At 58.5% G+C, this 17,829-nt stretch carries 15 protein-coding genes and 1 pseudogene; 8 read left to right on the plus strand and 8 right to left on the minus strand.

Annotated features, from left to right (window positions below; translation table 11 throughout):
- Positions 1–16 precede the first annotated feature (16 nt).
- The 5 genes and pseudogenes from RX331_RS24250 to RX331_RS24270 form a co-directional block, all read left to right on the plus strand.
- Complete coding sequence (locus tag RX331_RS24250) at positions 17–376, plus strand: hypothetical protein (RefSeq protein WP_317252397.1); 360 nt, start codon at positions 17–19, stop codon at positions 374–376.
- Between the two features lie 191 nt (positions 377–567).
- A complete protein-coding gene (locus RX331_RS24255; RefSeq protein ID WP_317252398.1) occupies positions 568–1,080 on the plus strand; it encodes an Hcp family type VI secretion system effector in 513 nt (170 codons plus the stop codon).
- Positions 1,081–1,621: 541 nt separating this feature from the next.
- A complete protein-coding gene (locus tag RX331_RS24260) occupies positions 1,622–2,782 on the plus strand; it encodes a hypothetical protein (RefSeq protein WP_317252399.1) in 1,161 nt (386 codons plus the stop codon).
- 114 nt (positions 2,783–2,896) lie between these two features.
- A complete protein-coding gene (locus RX331_RS24265) occupies positions 2,897–3,112 on the plus strand; it encodes a hypothetical protein (RefSeq protein WP_317258227.1) in 216 nt (71 codons plus the stop codon).
- A 270-nt stretch (positions 3,113–3,382) separates the two neighbouring features.
- Positions 3,383–3,807 (plus strand): annotated as a pseudogene (locus RX331_RS24270) (IS5/IS1182 family transposase); the annotation flags it as partial.
- A gap of 434 nt (positions 3,808–4,241) precedes the next feature.
- Here the strand turns inward: RX331_RS24270 and tssG are convergent.
- From tssG to tssA, 6 genes are read right to left on the minus strand one after another with little or no spacing between them, the layout of a single operon-like run.
- Complete coding sequence (gene tssG, locus RX331_RS24275; RefSeq protein WP_317252400.1) at positions 4,242–5,225, minus strand: type VI secretion system baseplate subunit TssG; 984 nt, start codon at positions 5,223–5,225, stop codon at positions 4,242–4,244.
- Entirely contained in the window at positions 5,189–6,937 is a 1,749-nt protein-coding gene (tssF, locus tag RX331_RS24280) for a type VI secretion system baseplate subunit TssF (RefSeq protein ID WP_317252401.1), read from the minus strand. The genes tssG and tssF overlap by 37 nt, the downstream gene beginning before the upstream one ends.
- Before the next feature lie 4 nt (positions 6,938–6,941).
- Positions 6,942–7,346, minus strand: a complete 405-nt coding sequence (gene tssE / locus RX331_RS24285; RefSeq protein ID WP_317252402.1) for a type VI secretion system baseplate subunit TssE — start codon at positions 7,344–7,346, stop codon at positions 6,942–6,944.
- Between the two features lie 10 nt (positions 7,347–7,356).
- A complete protein-coding gene (gene tssC, locus RX331_RS24290) occupies positions 7,357–8,841 on the minus strand; it encodes a type VI secretion system contractile sheath large subunit (protein ID WP_410708006.1) in 1,485 nt (494 codons plus the stop codon).
- 35 nt (positions 8,842–8,876) lie between these two features.
- Positions 8,877–9,368 carry a type VI secretion system contractile sheath small subunit gene (gene tssB, locus RX331_RS24295; protein ID WP_317252404.1) on the minus strand — a complete coding sequence of 164 codons (492 nt, stop codon included), beginning with the start codon at positions 9,366–9,368 and terminating at the stop codon, positions 8,877–8,879.
- 30 nt (positions 9,369–9,398) lie between these two features.
- Positions 9,399–11,006, minus strand: coding sequence for a type VI secretion system protein TssA (tssA, locus tag RX331_RS24300; RefSeq protein ID WP_317252405.1), 1,608 nt, complete (start codon positions 11,004–11,006; stop codon positions 9,399–9,401).
- A gap of 289 nt (positions 11,007–11,295) precedes the next feature.
- Between tssA and RX331_RS24305 the strand changes: the two genes are divergently transcribed.
- Positions 11,296–11,592 (plus strand): hypothetical protein, encoded by a 297-nt coding sequence (locus tag RX331_RS24305; RefSeq protein ID WP_317252406.1) that lies wholly within the window; start codon positions 11,296–11,298, stop codon positions 11,590–11,592.
- Positions 11,593–11,712: 120 nt separating this feature from the next.
- Here RX331_RS24305 and RX331_RS24310 read toward each other — a convergent pair whose 3' ends face one another.
- Positions 11,713–11,961 carry a hypothetical protein gene (locus RX331_RS24310; protein WP_317252407.1) on the minus strand — a complete coding sequence of 83 codons (249 nt, stop codon included), beginning with the start codon at positions 11,959–11,961 and terminating at the stop codon, positions 11,713–11,715.
- A 1,083-nt stretch (positions 11,962–13,044) separates the two neighbouring features.
- Between RX331_RS24310 and RX331_RS24315 the strand changes: the two genes are divergently transcribed.
- Complete coding sequence (locus RX331_RS24315) at positions 13,045–13,350, plus strand: hypothetical protein (RefSeq protein ID WP_317252408.1); 306 nt, start codon at positions 13,045–13,047, stop codon at positions 13,348–13,350.
- A gap of 938 nt (positions 13,351–14,288) precedes the next feature.
- Here RX331_RS24315 and RX331_RS24320 read toward each other — a convergent pair.
- On the minus strand, positions 14,289–14,465 hold the full coding sequence (locus tag RX331_RS24320; RefSeq protein WP_317252409.1) for a hypothetical protein: 177 nt from the start codon (positions 14,463–14,465) through the stop codon (positions 14,289–14,291).
- 1,717 nt (positions 14,466–16,182) lie between these two features.
- On the opposite strand from RX331_RS24320, the gene RX331_RS24325 reads away from it, so the two are divergent.
- Positions 16,183–16,395: a hypothetical protein gene (locus tag RX331_RS24325; RefSeq protein ID WP_317252410.1), complete on the plus strand. Its 213-nt coding sequence runs from the start codon at positions 16,183–16,185 to the stop codon at positions 16,393–16,395.
- Positions 16,396–17,829 lie beyond the last annotated feature (1,434 nt).

Here is a 17,829-nt window from a genome sequence, read left to right on the forward strand (position 1 = left end):
TCTCTCATGACGCCTCATGACTATCTGGAGGCCCGCGACTCACGAGATCGACCCGCTACTGGAGGCGGTCGCCAATGCCGCGCGGGCGACCATCCTTCCGTCAGCGTCAATCAACATACCATTGCCCTCGGCCGACGGCATTCGTTCGCAACGGCTTCGTGACGGACGAGAATTGCGCCTCAAATTATCCACGCAGTACTTGGAGCGAGGACAACGAGGGTTTTGCACGGTGCTCGTCTACGCACTGCAGGGCAATGCCATTGTCGACAACTGCATGGGTTACAGTGTGACGGGGCAGGCTTTGCTCGACGTTGCCTCGCGTGCCTTTCTCGATGTCGAGTTTCGATTGGAGTCAGTCGGTCCTGTAATGCCCTGACAGATCGCTGCGACCGTGACGACGTCGTCGCTTGATGTTATCGGGGCGGCAAAATCTGCGCGCTGTTGACGACCATAAGATCCGGAAGGTCCCGCAAATCAGCATCGGCTGCACCGGCTGTTTGGCACGACTATTGCGATATAGATCGTGCCGGTTTGTGCCGGCGTATGCCGGAAACTGGGAGACGAAAAGTGTCACTTGAAGCCTACATGACAATCAAGGGGAAGAAGCAGGGCGAAATCTCCAAAGATGCCTCCAAGCCGGACAGCATCGGGCAGGTCGCCAAGGGTGACTCGGGTAACCAAGCGAAGATCACGGTCACCGCCTTCGAAACCGGCATTGTCGTTCCGCGCGACATGACGAGCGGCGTCGCCACGGGCGCTCGTAACCACAAGCCAGTGCTCTTCACCAAGTTCTTCGATCGCGCTTCGCCGCTGCTATGGCAGGCACTGGCCACCAACGAAGTGCTCGAACAGGTGGTCTGCGAGTTCTATCGCACGGATCCGGGGGGCATGCCGCAGCCACAGAACTTCTTCAAAATGACCTGGAAGAACGCGACGCTAATCGAAGGTAAGGCCTATGTGCCGCTGACGATTAATCCGGAGAACAACTTCTTCCAGAACATGGAAGAGTGGGCGTTCACCTACAAAGAAGTGAAATGGGAGCACATTCCTGGCAGTACCAGCGGTGAGGATAAATGGTGACTCCGCTGTTACTTTTGTGCCGTCGCCGTTTTGCCATGCCAGCGCGGCACCATTGTCCCCTCCGAAGGTCAAGCTAGGGGCGCTGACTTGGCCTCAGACACCGGCACGTGGTGGATGGCGAAAAATCCACATCAGCCAACCGCGTGATCGCGTCGAGCAACACATTGGCTTGGATCAAGATGGGACCACCTAATAAGGGCAACCGTCCGGCGAGAGCCGCGTAATAGTCGGTGCCGTGGAGGTTTGATGAGCAACGCACTGAACAGCCGGTCGCGCGAGGTGGTGGCGATGCGGGCAACACCATGACGTCTAAGCCGCCGTGAGCAGATCCATCGTCGATTCGAACGGATGGGACTCTGTTCTATGCAATGAAGTCCGATCAATCGAAGGATCTGATGCTGAGCAGTCATCTGCTTTTACCGATGAATCAATCTTCCGAAATGGGACGCTAACGCCGACACTCACGATCTAGTTGGCGGACGCTGTTGGCGCGGCTTTTGCTAACGAGACATTAGGACTGAGTCAAAATCGGAGATGGACTATGCTGGTGCCTTATCTCGAAGACGAGGCGCTGATCGCGGCGGCGGCCAACGCGGCCAAGACGGCCTTTGCGCAGGGGCGCCCTTGGGAGGACTTTGAGAGCCGGCAACGGGTGTCGAATGCGACCTATCGCCTCCGGAAGTTTAGCGAATGGCTCCGAACAGAGCATAGAGGCGCGATAGCCGGCCGCCTCGCTGACGCCTCGCTCCATGAAGATATCCGGAGGTTCAAACTTTCCTGCGAAAGGCCCTTGGCAGTCGCGGGAGATTTGAAACTGCTTCGGAGGCATCTTGACGTGCCCGACCGCGGCAATCAAGCACACCGGCGAACATCTCAGCTGGTTCCTTATCCCGAAGACGCCGCGATGATCGAGGCGGCCGCCAACACGGCTAACGAGGCCATTGCGGCGGGAAGGCCTTCGCTCTTCCTCGGCCGCCGGAAAAGGGTCGATCAAGCAACTAGGCATCTTAGAATGTTTAGCGAGTGGCTCCGAAGGGAGGGAAAAAGCCCCATAGCCGACCGCCTCAACGACGACTCGCTGACAGAAGATATCCAGAATTTCTATCATTTTTATCGTTCGTACAGCGTCGACTCCGGCGTCCGGATGCTTCGGGAGCACGAGATCGAGCTGCAGGAGTTCGCGAGGGAACTGGAGCAGCAGCTGGATGATGAGCCAGCGGCCGCCGCCAGCGAAAACACTCACCAGAACAGCTCGCTACAGTCGCTCTTCACGGAACTATTCGGGGAATCGCCGCCACCGGCCGAGGAGCTGCAGAAGTTCGCGGCGAACCCAGAGCAGCAGTTGGATGATGAATCGCCGCCATCAGAAATACCACGGTCGTGTAAACGGTTGCGCGGCGGCAGCTCGGATTTTAATGAAGTCACATCGCCCAAAATGCACCAGGCATGGGCTGAGGTTCCAGAGGATTTCGGACATATCGTTGGCCTGGATTGGAAACACGGGCCCCAACTGGCCCCAGCCCTCCTCATCGCTGCACTCAACAAAAGACGCGTTTTGCCGACACTGCTCCAGCCGGGGATAAACTTGTACATCCACGGTCAGCCCTACACAGCCCAGTTGCAGACAGGGATAGCCGAAGGGCCCCCAAACAATCTGCTAGGCATGAGCATTATTCTGATCCCCCGACTTAAAGGCGGCTGAATTGCGCGCTTGCAGATCTAGGGACTGAGTAGTCGACTGCTACTGCCGAAACAAATCTCTCCGACGAGCGATCGAACCAATGTCGGCCGCATATCGAGGCGCGGCAACCGTTACCTGAGAACCCTGTTCATTCAAGGAGCCAGGGCTGTACTTCTGAGACGCCAAACCTGGCCCAGGCACGGCTTCGGAGCCTGGTTGGAAGCAGCGTCGAAGCGGCTCCGCTCGAATGTACTGGTTGTTGCCCCTGCCGCAACAATCGCGCGCATGGCCTGGATCGTGCTCGCAAAGAACCGTGACTACGATGCCAATTTCTTGGGCCACACTGCATAACTACGCGACCGAAGGAAGGAACCACGATCGTATCCGAAGGGGCACAATATTCCGCCGAGGTTTTGCGAGACGCAAGGACGGAATGGAGGAACGGTTGCACCGACACCTCTGAAGCCCGACGGGCCCCTGTTGAGGTCGGAGAGTTATTAAGGATGGAAGTGAGCGGATATCTATAATGGCTCGAGGCGACAGCCTCAAATCGAAGTCGGATAGATTGGCGCGGACCTTTATCGTTTCCTCTTGCAACGCAGGCGTGGTCCGTAGATTGGCGTCAAGGCCTTGATCATCACCCACCAATGCCCGCGCTCCGGGGCGGTCGTGCTGCAGGCCAAAACGCTGTAATCCCTATGACGGCCATACGGTTTGCGACGTCATCGGTGCCACTTGAGAAGCTCACCGGCTGTTCGATCGAACGCGCTTATGTCGACAAGGGCTATCGCGGCCACCAGACGACAAACGCGCGCCGCGTCTTCATCTCCGGCCAGAAACGCGGTGTCCTCGGTGCGATCAAACGTGAGTTCAGACGCTTCCGCCATCGCGGCCGTCATCGGCCACACGAAAGCCGATGGCCACCTCGATCGCGGCTACCTGAAGGGGTGCGCAGGCGACGCCGCCAACGCCATCCTCACCGCGGTCGGCTACAATCTCCGCCTCTCCTCGCCTGGATCAAGCCTCCGCTGCGCGTCATCTTGGTCTTGGCGCGCGATCTCCGCCCTTCCCACGCTCAACTCGGCTTCTTAACGGCCGACTTTTTGTATTGCTCGACGGACCGCCTCTGTCGGAGTGGCGCAGCCGTGCAAAACTTATCCATAGCTCATCCTTCAAAACGTGGCGATAAGAATGCACCATCAAAGCGCGGGACTAAACACCTAGACGCACGACGGGAGGTCCCCTTCATAGCGACAGGCGAAAAGCTGCAGGTCGACGTAAGTCTTGCTTCGACCTGCGCTGTGGCAACGCGGTTTCTGCCCAGGGTGCAAACTTCTCCTTGCTGAAAATGAAGGACATGAGCGGGCCAAGGATTGGAGCGGACTCACGAAACGTCGTCATTTGGCTCGCCCGCCGATGGGGTGCCCGACTAGATCGAGTGCCCTCAACATCGGGCCGTACGCGAACAACTCGATGACAATCACAATAGAACTGAGCTCCCGGTTCCCTCGGGCGGCTCGATCGATGTGGTCCAGCCCAATTCTCCTTCGCCCAGAGTCCATTCCGGTGTCTCCCCGGGCGCCAGTTCTAGCTGGAGATCCCATGCCAAAGGCTCCCGCAAAATAACATTAATAAGACGGCAAAGGATGGCGTGGGCCTCGCGACCGGGCAGCAGCGACCGAAACTGCTGCTGGTTGACGGGGCCAAGGCAAAGGCGGAATTTGCCCACCACATCCGGCATGATTTCGCCAGCAAAGGTGTCAATGCCAAGCTGAAGGTCAAAGCCCAGGCGCCACTGAGCTTCGGGTGGAATATTGATCTCGCGCCAGATGAATTCCTCGACCCGGGCCGGAATATTAAGATGGCTGGAAATCACGCCGGCCACGAGCCGCGCCGACCGGCTGCACAATGCAAGGACACCGGCATGAGGTAGCAGCCACGCCCGCCATTCCCGTTCGTCGGCTGTATTTTCGCCGGGTGTGAGCCCAAAGAGAGCACCGACCAGCACTGAAATCGCGTCGGTTGTGCCCTCCTCAAACCGTAAATGGTGGCGATAGTACCGCCAAATTTGCAGCAGCAGGCTGATCAGCCGGTGATTGAAAAAATCGAAAAAATCGCCGAGCGATCCGGTGCCGTCCGCGTGCATGACACATTCGGTGTAGAAGGGCGGCAGCGGCGAGGAGGGGCCGTGCAGCCCGAGGAAATTGACGTATACCTCCATCCGCTCGCGTGCGGCCTTGACCTGTCTGATTTCCGCGATCTCCTCGGCAGGAAAGCCAAGCATCGGTGCCGCGCGGAAGCGAACTGCCTCGCGCTCGGGATCGTCGGTGGATCCGATTGGGGGAGCGTTGCTGAAATGCCGTTCGAGGAGCGCGGCGAGTGAGAAGAACCCGTAGGTTGCTAGCTCTTTGAGATTCTCGGGCGCGGTCAGAACGGAGTGATCGATCCGGCTCTCGCTGGCCATGCGTAGTGCGCGTTACTTTCCGTGCCGCGAACGGAAAACCGATGCAGCATATTAATCCCTGCGAAGGTCGCAAAGAAGGCGTCGAACACCGAGCCCAACAGGAACAATTCGCCCTCCCCGCCGATCTTGCTATCGACCACGGCCAATTCGATGTTGCGCATCCGGATCGGGGCGCCGCGCACCACATGATCGGTGTCGGTGGTCACGAACTGTTCGAGGCCTTCGAGCAACAACTCTAGGCGGCGGCGCGCTTGAACGTCGTAGACGGCGCGGAAATCGTAGCTGGCAACAACGGTCCGCAGCGTGTCTATGTTGACTATGCCGCCATAATTGCGCGCCAGATTGGCCGTCAGCCGCCGCAACAGGCCATCATTGATCGGAGGCGGCACCTCTGCAACGACCGCCGTGATGTTGGAGAAGGTGACCGAGCGAGGCGTGTCGGAGGTCGGCAGATCGACTGCACCGATTGGCAACCGGTCGGCGATGGGTCCGTTGGAGCAGGACAATTGCAGGGATGCGACATCGATCGGCGGATGCTGGCCGATGTCGAGCCGGTCGACGAAACTCACATAGTGGTCGACGCCCCGACTGACTACAGCCGGCCGGATGCGCTCGCGAAAGTAGGCGCGGTTGCGCTCGGCGCCGGGCAGATCGTGGCGTAACAGGTCGAATGGTTCGAACTCGATGCGTTCGGGACGCCCTTGGACATAGCCGGTGACACCGTCGACAGAACGGATGCTGAAGTTCGGCCCTCCGGAGGCAAGCACGCGGTATTCGGTCTTTGTCCGCTCTAGACGGATCGGTGAGGCATCGTGGCTGAAGACATTGATGGCTGGCGTGCAGTTCAAGCGAATTTGGCCTTTGCTCACCCGCAATTGCGCGGGGAACGGACGCTGAAACTCGAGGCTGAGCCTGCACTCCGTCTCCGTGTGGGTCCCGACCGGCTCGAGACCAGACAGTTCCACGTAGAGAAATTTCGACGGATAACTCAGATACTCCTGAATGATCCGGAATCCAGCGAACCCATTATGCGGCCAGGGCAAAACCGCCTCGTCATCCCTCAATCCGATTGGCGCGATCTGTGCTGACCCGATTGCTGCGACCTGTCGATCTGCCACTGTGACGGTCGCCTGCCTGACGTGACGGCACAGCCAAGTCAACAGATAGCGCCCGATCTGTGGCTCTCGTTCCGTCGAAAAAAAGAGGCGGAGTCGGCCGTTCTGAAGACATGAGAGGCTTTGCTGGCCGGTTGCCTTAATACCCAAGGTCAGGCGAGCCGAACTCGTCCGGTTCTCGAGCTGAACGTCATTGATCTCCAGCGGCAGCACATCAACTGAATAGCAGGTGACGAACGTGCAGTTCGTTCCCTCAATCGGACGCGAGCGGACGCTTGTGCCGGCCGGCACGCTCAGGCTCACCGCGCTTGCCGATTGACTCAGAGCAAAGGCCAATGTTGTGATTGGCGGCACGGGTTGAAGATAGTGCGGCCATACCATCCGTAACAAGCCATGGACAAACTCGGGAAACTCGTCGTCGAGCTTCTGGCGCAGGCGCGCTACAAGGAAGGCGAAACCTTCCAACAACCGCTCCACGTCGGGATCAGTGGCATCACGCCCGAGAAAGGGCGCAAGCTTCGGATTAGCTAAAGCGAAGTCACGGCCGAGCTCGCGCAAATAGGACAGCTCATCCTCGTAATAGGGATTAAGGGCCACCGCCTCAGCCCTTCACCCGAACGCGCTGGTCGAAGATCGCGTCGAAAGACACGGGCTCCACCCGGTCGTTATGGTTGAGCGTCGCGTTGACGTGAAACGTCAGCTGCAGCGGGACGTGGCGGTCGGCATGAAAGCGGATCGAAACATTCCCCAAGCGCGGCTCAAACATCTCGATCTGCTGCTTGAGCGAACGTGCGACGGCGCGCACCGCGTCGGCCCCCTGCCCGATCGCATCGTTGAGATCGGGCATACCAAAATCCGGCCGTATTTCGCAGCAGCCCTGGCGCGAGTTCAGAACCCGGCGCAGGTTTTCCAGGACGCTCGCCCGGAAGCGATCGAACGAGTTCTGCGACGGTACCATGGTCGCCGTTGCTTCTTCCAAGCGCTCCATAAGACTGCGGTCAAACATCGCTTACCCATTATTGCTTGTCGAGTTTACCCTTCAACGATAAGGCGAAGTCCGCGCCCATGTACTTCAAGTGTGGAACGAGGGACAGACTGACGCGATACCAGCCAGGTTCACCTTCGACGTCCTCGACGGTGATCTCCGCCTTGCGCAAGGGCCGCCGGGAGCGCACTTCCGCCGATGGATTCTCCTGATCGGCGACATACTGGCGGATCCAGTCGTTGAGTTCGCTCTGCAGCTCTTCCCTGCTCTTCCACGAGCCGATATTCTCGCGCTGCAGCACCTTGATATAGTGCGCGAACCGATTGATCATGAACATGTAAGGCAGCTGGGTGCCGAGCTTGTAGTTGAGCTCGGCCATCTTTCCTTCTTGGGTGTTTCCGAAATACTTCGGTTTCTGAACAGAATTTGCCGAGAAGAAAGCGGCGTTGTCAGAGCCCTTGCGCATGGTCAGAGCAATGAAGCCCTGTTCGGCAAGCTCGAATTCGCGCCGGTCCGAGATGAGAACCTCCGTCGGGACCTTGCTTTGCAACTGCCCCATCGCCTCATAGGTGTGCAGATTGAGGTTCTCAACCGCCCCGCCGGACTGCGGGCCGACGATGTTCGGGCACCAGCGATATTTGGCGAAGCTTTCGGTTAAGCGCGTCGCGAAGGCAAGGGCGGCGTTGCCCCACAGATAGTTGTCGGTTTCACCATCCGAGGCTTCCTGGTAATTGAAAGACTTGACCGGAACCGTCTCCGGCCCATAGGGCAAGCGCAGCAGGAAACGCGGTAACGTGAGGCCGAAGTAGCGAGCGTCCTCGCTTTCCCGAAACGAATTCCATTTGGCGTATTTTGGCCCCTCGAAAATCGATTGCAGGTCCTTGAGGCCCGCGATCTCCTGATGGCGTTCGACGCCGAACATTTCCGGCGCGGCGGAGGAAATGACTGGCGCATGCGCCATGGCGGCTATCGCGCTCATGTACCGCATGAGCTTAACGTCCTGACTGCCACTGCCAAATTCGTAGGCCGATATCATGGCTGCGACGGGCTCGCCGCCGAACTGGCCGTACTCTGCGGTGTAGACGTGTTTGTATAGGCCGGACTTGACGATCTCCGGGCTATCCTCGAAATCGGTGAGCAGCTCGTCCTTTCTGACGCTGAGAATTTCCACCTTAATATTCTGACGGAAATCGGTGCGGTCGATCATGAACTTAAGCCCGCGCCAGGCCGATTCGAGCTGTTGGAACTCGTCCGTGTGGAGCACGGCGTCGAGTTGAGCCGAGATCTTGCGATCGATCTCCGCGATTATCCGATCGACGAGTGCGTTGTTGACCTGCTCGTCGGCCCGGCACGGCTTGATCAGCTCGGCGACGAAAGCTGCGACGCCGCGGCGGGCCAAGTCGTAGCCCTCATCGCGCGGGGTGATCTTCGTTTCGACGAGGATCTGGTCCAGCAGCGAAATGTCCGTAGTCGTGGTGACGACTTCGGCCGATGGCTGCGCGCTTGTATCGTTCATAGCGCTCTGGCTCCTGCAAAAGCTCGTTGATCCGCTCACTCGGGCTCGCTGGTAAGCTCGTTCAAGAGCCGCGGCCGCGCGCCGTGGTTTTCGAGCAAACTCTGGATCGCTTTGCGGAAACTAGGCACGTTTCCGAGCGGGCTCTTCAGAGCGATCAGGGCTAATCGCAATTCAGTCAACTTACGCACTTGCGGGATTTGTTGTGCGACACGCTCGGGATCGAAGTCCTTCAAACTCTCAAACTTCAGCGACACAGACAGCTTGCCGGCCTCTGGCGATTCGTCGAGCGTGTTCTCAGCGGAGATATCCAGGCTCAGTTCCTGGCTTTTCACAACCTCTTCAAAGTTGTCCTTGTCGATATTGACGAGCTCCCGCTGCTCAATCGGCCGGTCATCGGCTCGCCCGGTGAAGTCCCCCAAAACCAACAACTTGAGCGGCAACTCGACATCCTCCTTGAGGTTGCCGGTTGCGGGCTTGAAGCGGATATTGATGCGCTCCTTTGGAGCAACTGAGCTTTCCTTTACCATATGAGCTTGCCCGACTTGTTCCCGATAAAATCAGCTGCGACCGAGTTGGGTCGCGCGAGCGATATTGATGCGTGCGACCCGCGTTCGGATCTGCTCAAGCGCGGCGCGACGACGAGGCTCGTCAAAGATCTGTTGCGCATCGGAATGGGTCATCGCGCGATAGCGCAGTTCGGCAGCATCGAGCGCAAGCGCGGGCTCCCAGCTTTCGAGGTTGCGCTCGGCGACAACCTCATCCATGTGCTCCAGCAGCGGAACGGCGGTGGTGACGAAGCCGGTCTCGATGCAGAAACGTGCTTGCGCAAGATGGCCGACGAAACGCCCACGTTCGCAGGTCGCCCCATCCAGCGCACGCGACAGCTTCTCGAGTGCGGCCTGCTGCTGCCCACCGCCGATGAGCGTGTGCGCCTCAGCAACCGTTTCGTCGACAGGATCACGGGCCATCGACACGTCTGCTCCACCCACGGCGGCCCAAGCACGCGTTTCCTCGTCAGCGAACGGCCGACCGTCGTTGAACTGAAACTCCAAGATCCGCGGGTAGCGTCTGACCAGCAGGGCTATCGCCGCACGCACCACCGCGGCCGCCGGCTCAAATAACGGCCCAATTTGCTCCAGCGCGTTTGCGGCATGCCGGTGAGCGTCGAGCCAGAACGGCCCCGTCCAGACGATCTCTTCGGCCAAATTCACGACATCGGCGTGCTGACCAGCCGCCACCTTTGCTTCTAACGCAGAGATGTTATCGGCGGGCGGAAATATCGTCGTGCGGCCATCTGCGTCGGGCGGCAGCGCGTCAAAGCGCATCCACGAGCCAAGGCGATTGAGCAGATAGACCTTCGGGTCTGCGGGCGAGGTGACGCGCCGGCTGGCCGCAGCTTGCCGCAGCAGATCAGGCAAGCGGTCCATAAAGCCGACCCAGTCGCCATCGGTGCCGGATGAGACTATTATATCCGGTGTTGCCAGTTGAGAAGCCTCAGCCGGCGGAGTGGATTCCGCCGGTGCGGCGGCGACCTGCTCGGCAGCTCGGGCCGCCTCAGCAGCATGTTCGGCCGCCGCGGCGAGCGCGCGCTTGGCCTGTTCGTAATACGATTTCAATGCCCTGAACAAATTCTCCAAAGCGGCCTGCTCGTCGACCAGCTTTTGGCTGAGCTGGCGAGCAAGATCATCAAGCGCATCGTAGGCGGCAAGCACTGCCGGATAATCGGCTTCGGTCGGCGCATTCTCGGCCACCGCCACCCCAACGCGATCAACGAGCCAATCGACCGCGCCGACCCGCGCGCGTTCCCGCTTGATCGGCGGAAAGAGCCCGTCCCAATGCGCGTCCACCATGCCGCGCAAAATTCCCAACCCGACGGCAAGACCCTGATATCCTTCGGTGCGAAACAGGCCGTATGTCGCCCAACAGGCGACAAGAATGTCTTTTGACTGGTTCGACAGGATGTTGAGCGACAGCGCGTTGACTTTCCGCCAATCAACCGCAACTGGCCCATGAGCATCCATGCGTCGCACCTCGGCTTCGAGCCGTTCGAATTCTGCCGCCTCACGAATATTGGTGCCGGCAGGTACGGAGCCAGGCACAGGCGCCGCGCCCTGGTGCGAGCGCGCATCGATTTTGGCGCGAGCCGCGATCCAGTAGTCGATCACGATGACAAAGCCATAGCGGAACGCGCATTGCGACGGATCGCTGCATTGGAACAGTCGACTTCGTGCCCGTCGCACAAAATAAACTGAGAGGCGACAATCTTGTAAGCCACCACTGCCACTCCTTGAGCAAGCACTGCTGATGACAGCTCTCTTTCAAGCTTTATGCCAATTGCAATAGCTTGATTGTAAAAGCTGTTTGCTCAATCAGACGTGTCGTGGCCCCGACAGCATGTTGCTAATCCGACACGTTCATATCCTCGTACCCGGCCAGTCGTCCGAGTGCGAGTTGGTGAAGCTGCACGATCAGCGGCTGGCGGCTATTCTGGCCGACTTTGGTGCCGGCAAGAACCGCTCCAGTCAGCTCCACAAGCCCGAGTTGTCACAGAGTTCGGGGCTGCAAAGCCGCATGAGCCCTGAGTCGGTCCCGGAGTGCCTTCCGATCGGCGACGAGATTGTCGACGTGCAGCAGTTCGTCATCGGTCCGCTCTGCTTGCGCCAATCGTCCAACCAGCGCCCGCGTGGCCTCCAGCACAAAGACGCCGCAATCATAACGATTCCGCTGCTGAGCCATGTGGGCTTGCTGTAGGCTGGCACCCAACCTTTCTGCGAACCGTTCTGCGATGGCGCGGTTAAATCCCCGGGCGGGGTCGTAGTGATATGCGATTCGTTCGGGCGTGAGCGATCAACAAGCTGTAGCGACCAATGCCTACCGCCGCCACTCGCCATGGCCATCGTTTACTGGCACGAACAGAAAGTAGGCGGTATCGTTCTTGTGCTGGTCATCGACCATTGTCAGGAACGCTGTCGTAAAATCGGTCTCGCACTCGGTCGAGCGCAGCAGCTGGGCTACAGCAGGCCGCGCAAACCGCATCCGCGCGGCCAGATCAGGATTGTCCCTGTGCAACTCCCGCTCGAGAAGCGTGTAATCCGCCGTGATATGCTCGTCACCCACCATTCCCTGTCGCCGAGCACCAGCGCACGCTGCAATGGGGTGCCCGATCCGGAGGCCTGTCCAACCGGTTGATCCAGACGGCCGGACGACTTTTCGCGACCACTCCCCTCGAGGGCTTTGCCAAGCCCTGACTTAAAACACGACCACAGTCCACAGCATTTGCCGTCCGTTGACGATGTCCCTCCCACATATTTCGGAAAGCCTTCGATGCGCGCTCCTACGGGCTCGTGAGATTGAGGTCCATGTCCAGGAATCAGCGCAACGCCAAGTCCTCGCGGATTGTTCAGGGTAGCCTGTTTTGTCCCTTGCCCGAGCCTTCGTTGTGTAAGGCCGACCATGGACGTAATAATGTGTCTGAGATTGGAGCGGTGTCGCCGGCAGGACGCCCTTTCTGTCCAGTAAACCGATCAGAGCATCAGGCGCCGATTGGCAACCATGCTCCCATCCCAAGCCGACACTATGCGTGAAATCCTCCGCATGTGTGAAGTCTTCCGCCGGCACGACGGCCTGCATGTCAACTGCGGGGTTTGACAACTGGGATGGCAAGAGGCTCGAAGCGGCGCTTAACCCGGGAGGCGCAGGTCGCTCGTGATCGCCGAAGGCCGAGGATGGCTCAGCACTTGCAGACCGCGATGGCGACATCGCCAAAGTCCTCCCAAAGGTTCCCGTCGCAGGATTGGTTGATTAAGGCAGCGTACGGTGATCACCCTCGAATGACTTGGCGTTGGAGCGCTGGATCGGCCGCGACGTCACGACCACCACTATAACCGCACCTACCTCACAAGTGAAGGCATACAGAACTGAGATCGTTCGAGATGCAGAATGAAGGCTATATTCCCGAGTGGCATAAGTTCTAAAAGCAACGTCTTCACGGCCCACGAGCGTAAACTCGCCGCTGTCGATGATCGGACATCACCCGCAAGTGAGAAGCTTGATAATCTGTCAATCATGCCGTTCGACACTGATTTGCCAATGAGATAGACACTTGAGTCGCCTAGCTTTGGTCTTCGAGCTTCCAAGCTACAACCTGACGCTACGTGAGATCAAAGCTACTTAATCCACAACCACAACGGAAATGTGCCGCCGATGGTGATCGCAGTGATCATCACCGAGCGCCGTCGCCGCACTTCTCTTCCGGTTTTTGCAACCCTGACGTGGAGGAACACTAATAGTGACCGAGACGTGATCGACACCTATGGCAAGATGCCGCTGATGGACCGAGTGATCCTAAATGATGGGCTCGCCGAGGTGATCGATCTCGAATTCCACGCCTTCGAGTTCTTCAAGATGTGCGAAGAGATCGGTTTTATGAAGGAGGCGGCGCGCCGTCCCGGTCATCCGATTCATCGTCGGGGCTCCGCGTCCGGTTCACCGCACCGCCTATGTTTCTGAAGATCTATATTAGCCGAGCGATTTTTTCTTTCGCCGGCTATCTGCGTCACGAGAAGGGTTCTTTCAGCGAGCTGTATCGCTGTATCAGTGGATCTGTTGGAACTACACCATCTTCCGGGATCTCGAGTCGAGCTCGATCCTGCAGCGGTCGGCTTGAGCAGCCGGAATGTGTGGATTAGCCCTTAGCACGAGTGCTTCTTGAGGACTTACGATGGCTTGCAGCCATATGCCTGCCTGCGGCGCCCGCTCGTCAAGATATTTCCGCGACGACGACGAAACAGACTGGGGTACCTGGCCACCTGACCTTGCGATCTCGAGGATGGTAAATCGAACAGGTCAGCCGCGCGGCGATAGGTGCTGCCCCCGTCTGCCGCGCTTTGAGTCCCATTGCTTAACGGCGTCGTCATCATCTTCTTAGTCGTCAAGTCGCGGTGCAACTCACGTGGCGGCGATGGAGCAAGTCCGTCATGCTTCCACGGCTCTCAGCGTGATTGGACGAGGTCAATGTCGCTGATCAGTCCGTCACGATAGCGCTCCGATCCGCGTAAACAATGTCGCGGCTTCGGATGGTCCAAGCGCAACAACGCCTACGAAGCTTGCCGGCGGTGTTGGAATGTCCTGGTTAGTCGGTTTCCAGAGATGGAGGCAATACCTGCTGTTATTCACGTATTGCGACTGAGGCGGATGGAGTTGCATCACACATTCCTCTTCATCCCAAAACAGGTCTTTGACGAAGCACATTTCTTCCCAATTCGGACAACGCCGCGGTGTCGAGACGGAGACATGCTCCCACCCGGGGCGGACAATCCCGATGATCTTGAGTTTGCAGCCGCAAGGCCCTTGCACAAAGAAGTAACCACCAGGACCTGAACCCGGCGCGCTGGCGAACTGGCCATATCGCACGCGGCCAGCCTCAAGTTTTTCCCGCACTTGGGCTCTCACGCGCCCTCCTCCGCCTGGCGGATTCCTTTGAAATTGACGTAGACCACGTTTCCATCCGACACCTTTATCGCCTCCAGCAAGCGCTGCTGCGCAATGTCCCCGCACCGTCCTTTCGCTAGCGTCACCTTATCGAGCTCGAGCAACATTTTGAGCAAACCGTAGATGTAGATCATTTCGCTTTCTCCTACCAACCGCCTGTAAGCACACGCGCCCAAGCGCCTGTTTTCGATGAGCCAGCTCCCCGCATATCGCCGATACGCGACAGCCCGTCCCCTCAGCTTTGTCTCAATGACGGCACCGTCAGCTTCCTCACGTATCTGTTCGATCTGGTCACGAAGGGTTCTCTCAGGCAGGCCTTTGGTTTCAGCATCAACTTCTTTTCCGGTTACGCGCGGCGACGTTGCCACAATGCGGTTGCGTTCTGCCTGGCGACGGCAAAGACCCCAACTAGTTCAAGAGCAGGGCTCCGAGCCTCAATTTGAGTGAGCCATATCACCTCGATCACGGCGCAGGTCTTCCAGGGCGCTGCCTATGTTACCGTCATGTCGTTCATCGATAGCCATGGTCTTCGGGGATGCAGCATCTCTGGTGCGAGATGCCGGGATTCCGCGCGAGGCGGGCCGGTTCGAAGGGTAAATGATGCATTGAGCTTACGCCATTTGACATCGTCAAAGGTTGCTCTGGACTCGCTATCTTCAATGTAATCGGGTTGAGGATCTTCGATCCCTGCTCTTCGTCATGGCTGACGGAGTGCTTGGGAGCTCGCAAGTCATAGGCGCGAAGGCCCCGATTATGCCGATCTGATGCTGCATCTTGATGTAGTACTGCTCATTCTTAGCGTTTCGCTGCTCGCCGAGCCTGAAACAGTGCCAATGCGTCATCTATGTGGCGAGACTTCAAATTTGCGTCGAGAGCCCGAATAGATCGCACTCGACGCTGCACCACGCGGATGCGGGCACCAGGCCGTTGTACCGGGCGGAAAGAGAGTTTCGGATGCGGAGGTGCCTTCCGAGTGGGAGGGTCGGCCGCAATTTCGAATAACATCCGTGAGGACGCTTGATGCTAAAGGGCCGACTCATTCGTTTTTCCGAGTGGCGGAGCTTCGCGGTTTTACGGTTAGACCAAGTCGTGAGCGCCCTCAGAGATCATTCGCACGCCGGATAAACCGGGTATAATATCAACGGTTCGCTAACGCGTGGACAGGAGCAGCGAGATTCGCCCTCTGGCCCGCCCCCCTTAGCGAGCGCTCTCGACGAGTCGGCCAAGAGGTCAGCCTCAATAGAGCCGGCCACGATGCGCCCAATACGCAAAGCAAACACTGCAAGCCGCCCGAGGTGCTGACCGCTTGGCAGCACGAGAGGTGATCAGCAGCATTTGCCTCTATCTTGGTTGTACGGAGGCGTGTCCGATTGACGACGTCGGTGTAGGGAACCCGCCTACGGCAGCTAAATCACTTCGCCGGTGCCGCGGCAAACACGTTGTTCTTCTCTCTTCAACGATGCTCACAGCACTTTGTCGTTCGGCACGCCGATTGCTGAGATGACAATCGCTGCAGCCAAAAGGGCGCGCACTGGCCCCCGTCCTAGGAGTAAATCATGAGATTTGGTCTATCGACCCTAGTCGGCATTGAAGCTTGTCGTAATTGCACAACCGGCAGATATCGATGTAGCGGTCGTCACCAACTTCACCGAATCGACTAAGGAGATCGCCGCGATCATCAGGCGGGCGACCGCGGTCATGCGACAGCCTTGAGGTTTGGCGCGGATGCGCACAACAGCCGCATCTCGCCAGGCGCGCCACAATCACACTTAGCAGCCTCAGAATCGTGTCTCGACCGGCTTCGGGAGCTATTCGCTTCGATCGGTGGCTCTCTTTGCTGTGATACGAGCCGTGGCCCTGATCAACGAGGTCCAATGCAATATGGTACGAATGACGAACTGCCGCAAACAAAGACTGCACGTGATCGAAGGCGGTAGAGCCGATAGCACATCGCGTCCTGATGATTCGCCACCGCAAAAATGGAATTTTTGGCCTATTGTGGCGATCCTCCTCAATGCGCTGCTCTGGGTCGGCATCTTCAAGCTGGTCCGGGCGTTCTTATGAGCGAGATGGCGCTGGCCAGCAGTTCTGAACGTGCTGCACAAAGCTCGTGAACTTGCCGCGCTCACGAAGATGCCTGCGGCGAGTTGTGTGCCCTTCATCGAACAATATCGTTCCTTCAGCCCGCTGGTCCGGCCGTTGTGTTTGGATGGCATCGAACCGCAGCGTGCTGCTGGTGGAAACTGGCGGTGTCACCGCCGCCACATAGCTCCGCTTGGCTCAAGACTCGGGCATCTGAGCGCCAGCGGCTTGTCTTAGCCGACACGTATCCCCGAATTCCCAACTGGAGAAACCTTCCAGGGTGTTGATACCAAGAACATTGATGCTGGCGAGAACGCGTTCTGATGCGGATCGTTCAATCGGCGCTAGCATTGCGCGAGTGCGTGGCGGTGGGGTCCGCGTGCCTCTTGCATTGCTCCATCTGGACCGGGAGCTCGATTGACTGAGCCACGTAGTCTAGACCCACAGCACGGCCCGAGCAACGCGATAATGACTCAACCATGACAGCAGACTCGCGCTTTTAACACCGCCTTCACTCAAGCGTGTGTCCCCGATGACTCTTTGCGATGGAGCACCCGGATTACCTCTCGGCTCCCGCCGCTTTCGTATGCGAGATTTCGCAATGGCACGCCGTGCGTAGGACAGTGACTTGAGCCTCTAGTGCGATTTGACCATCAATTTGTGAGCTGCCAAAACAGCAGGAAATAGCCCGACGCACCTGCAGGAGATGAAAGATGCGTCGGGCCACAACCCGGGTTGGTTGGGGCATGGGGGGGATCACATGCCCAAGATGATCACTGCAAATGATGTGCCGCTTCAAAGCTGGCGATAGTATGCGTCCAGGCCGCCAGCCGCCGACCGATATTGCACAATTGAGAATAGTGCGCCCCTTTTGCACATTACCAAGGGACTCGCGGCCACCAACAGACCTGTCGGGCATCGAACAAACATGTCGTCGAACGGACGAGCCAGATCCGTCTATTTTCAGCCTCTCGCGTATCATGCGGCTCGACGCTCGAAACCGCCAGGCATTCGCGCGCTCGCAGTCGCCAAAAATCGAGAGCGCCGTCGTTTTCCGCGCCAGGTCGGCGGGCCCGCTGCGAGAACGGTCGATTATTCGGAGAAACACTGACACGTGCTCGAGGGTGGACACGCGTCACCCCGAGGCCGGTGGGACTTCCCATCTTGATCAGTCCGTAGTGCGCGGCTCTATTCACGTTTATCAACCGAATAGGCCAACATGCTGATCCCCACACGCCGGAAGATTAAGGGCACGGATCCGCTGAGGGCCCAGGGATCCTGACACGCTGTGGGACGTACTGGCGCGCCGGCGCAAGCATTCAGTTTCACAGCTCGTGCATCGTCAAAGGCGCGGAGAGCTAAAGGACGATCAAGAGCGCCGGTTAGCTCGCTGCCGGCCCCCAATCCCTTCTCCGG

The sequence above is a fragment of the Bradyrhizobium sp. BWA-3-5 genome, from assembly GCF_032917985.1.
Taxonomy (GTDB): Bacteria; Pseudomonadota; Alphaproteobacteria; order Rhizobiales; family Xanthobacteraceae; genus Bradyrhizobium.

What these genes read in the sequence shown, in the direction of transcription:
- tssB (WP_317252404.1), bottom strand. Translation starts at nt 9,368, where the DNA reads ATGGTAAAGGAAAGCTCAGTTGCTCCAAAGGAGCGCATCAATATCCGC.
- tssE (WP_317252402.1), bottom strand. Translation starts at nt 7,346, where the DNA reads ATGTTTGACCGCAGTCTTATGGAGCGCTTGGAAGAAGCAACGGCGACC.
- RX331_RS24310 (WP_317252407.1), bottom strand. Translation starts at nt 11,961, where the DNA reads ATGGTGGGTGACGAGCATATCACGGCGGATTACACGCTTCTCGAGCGG.
- tssC (WP_410708006.1), bottom strand. Translation starts at nt 8,841, where the DNA reads ATGAACGATACAAGCGCGCAGCCATCGGCCGAAGTCGTCACCACGACT.
- tssG (WP_317252400.1), bottom strand. Translation starts at nt 5,225, where the DNA reads ATGGCCAGCGAGAGCCGGATCGATCACTCCGTTCTGACCGCGCCCGAG.
- RX331_RS24320 (WP_317252409.1), bottom strand. Translation starts at nt 14,465, where the DNA reads ATGATCTACATCTACGGTTTGCTCAAAATGTTGCTCGAGCTCGATAAG.
- RX331_RS24250 (WP_317252397.1), top strand. Translation starts at nt 17, where the DNA reads ATGACTATCTGGAGGCCCGCGACTCACGAGATCGACCCGCTACTGGAG.
- RX331_RS24315 (WP_317252408.1), top strand. Translation starts at nt 13,045, where the DNA reads ATGGTGATCGCAGTGATCATCACCGAGCGCCGTCGCCGCACTTCTCTT.
- RX331_RS24260 (WP_317252399.1), top strand. Translation starts at nt 1,622, where the DNA reads ATGCTGGTGCCTTATCTCGAAGACGAGGCGCTGATCGCGGCGGCGGCC.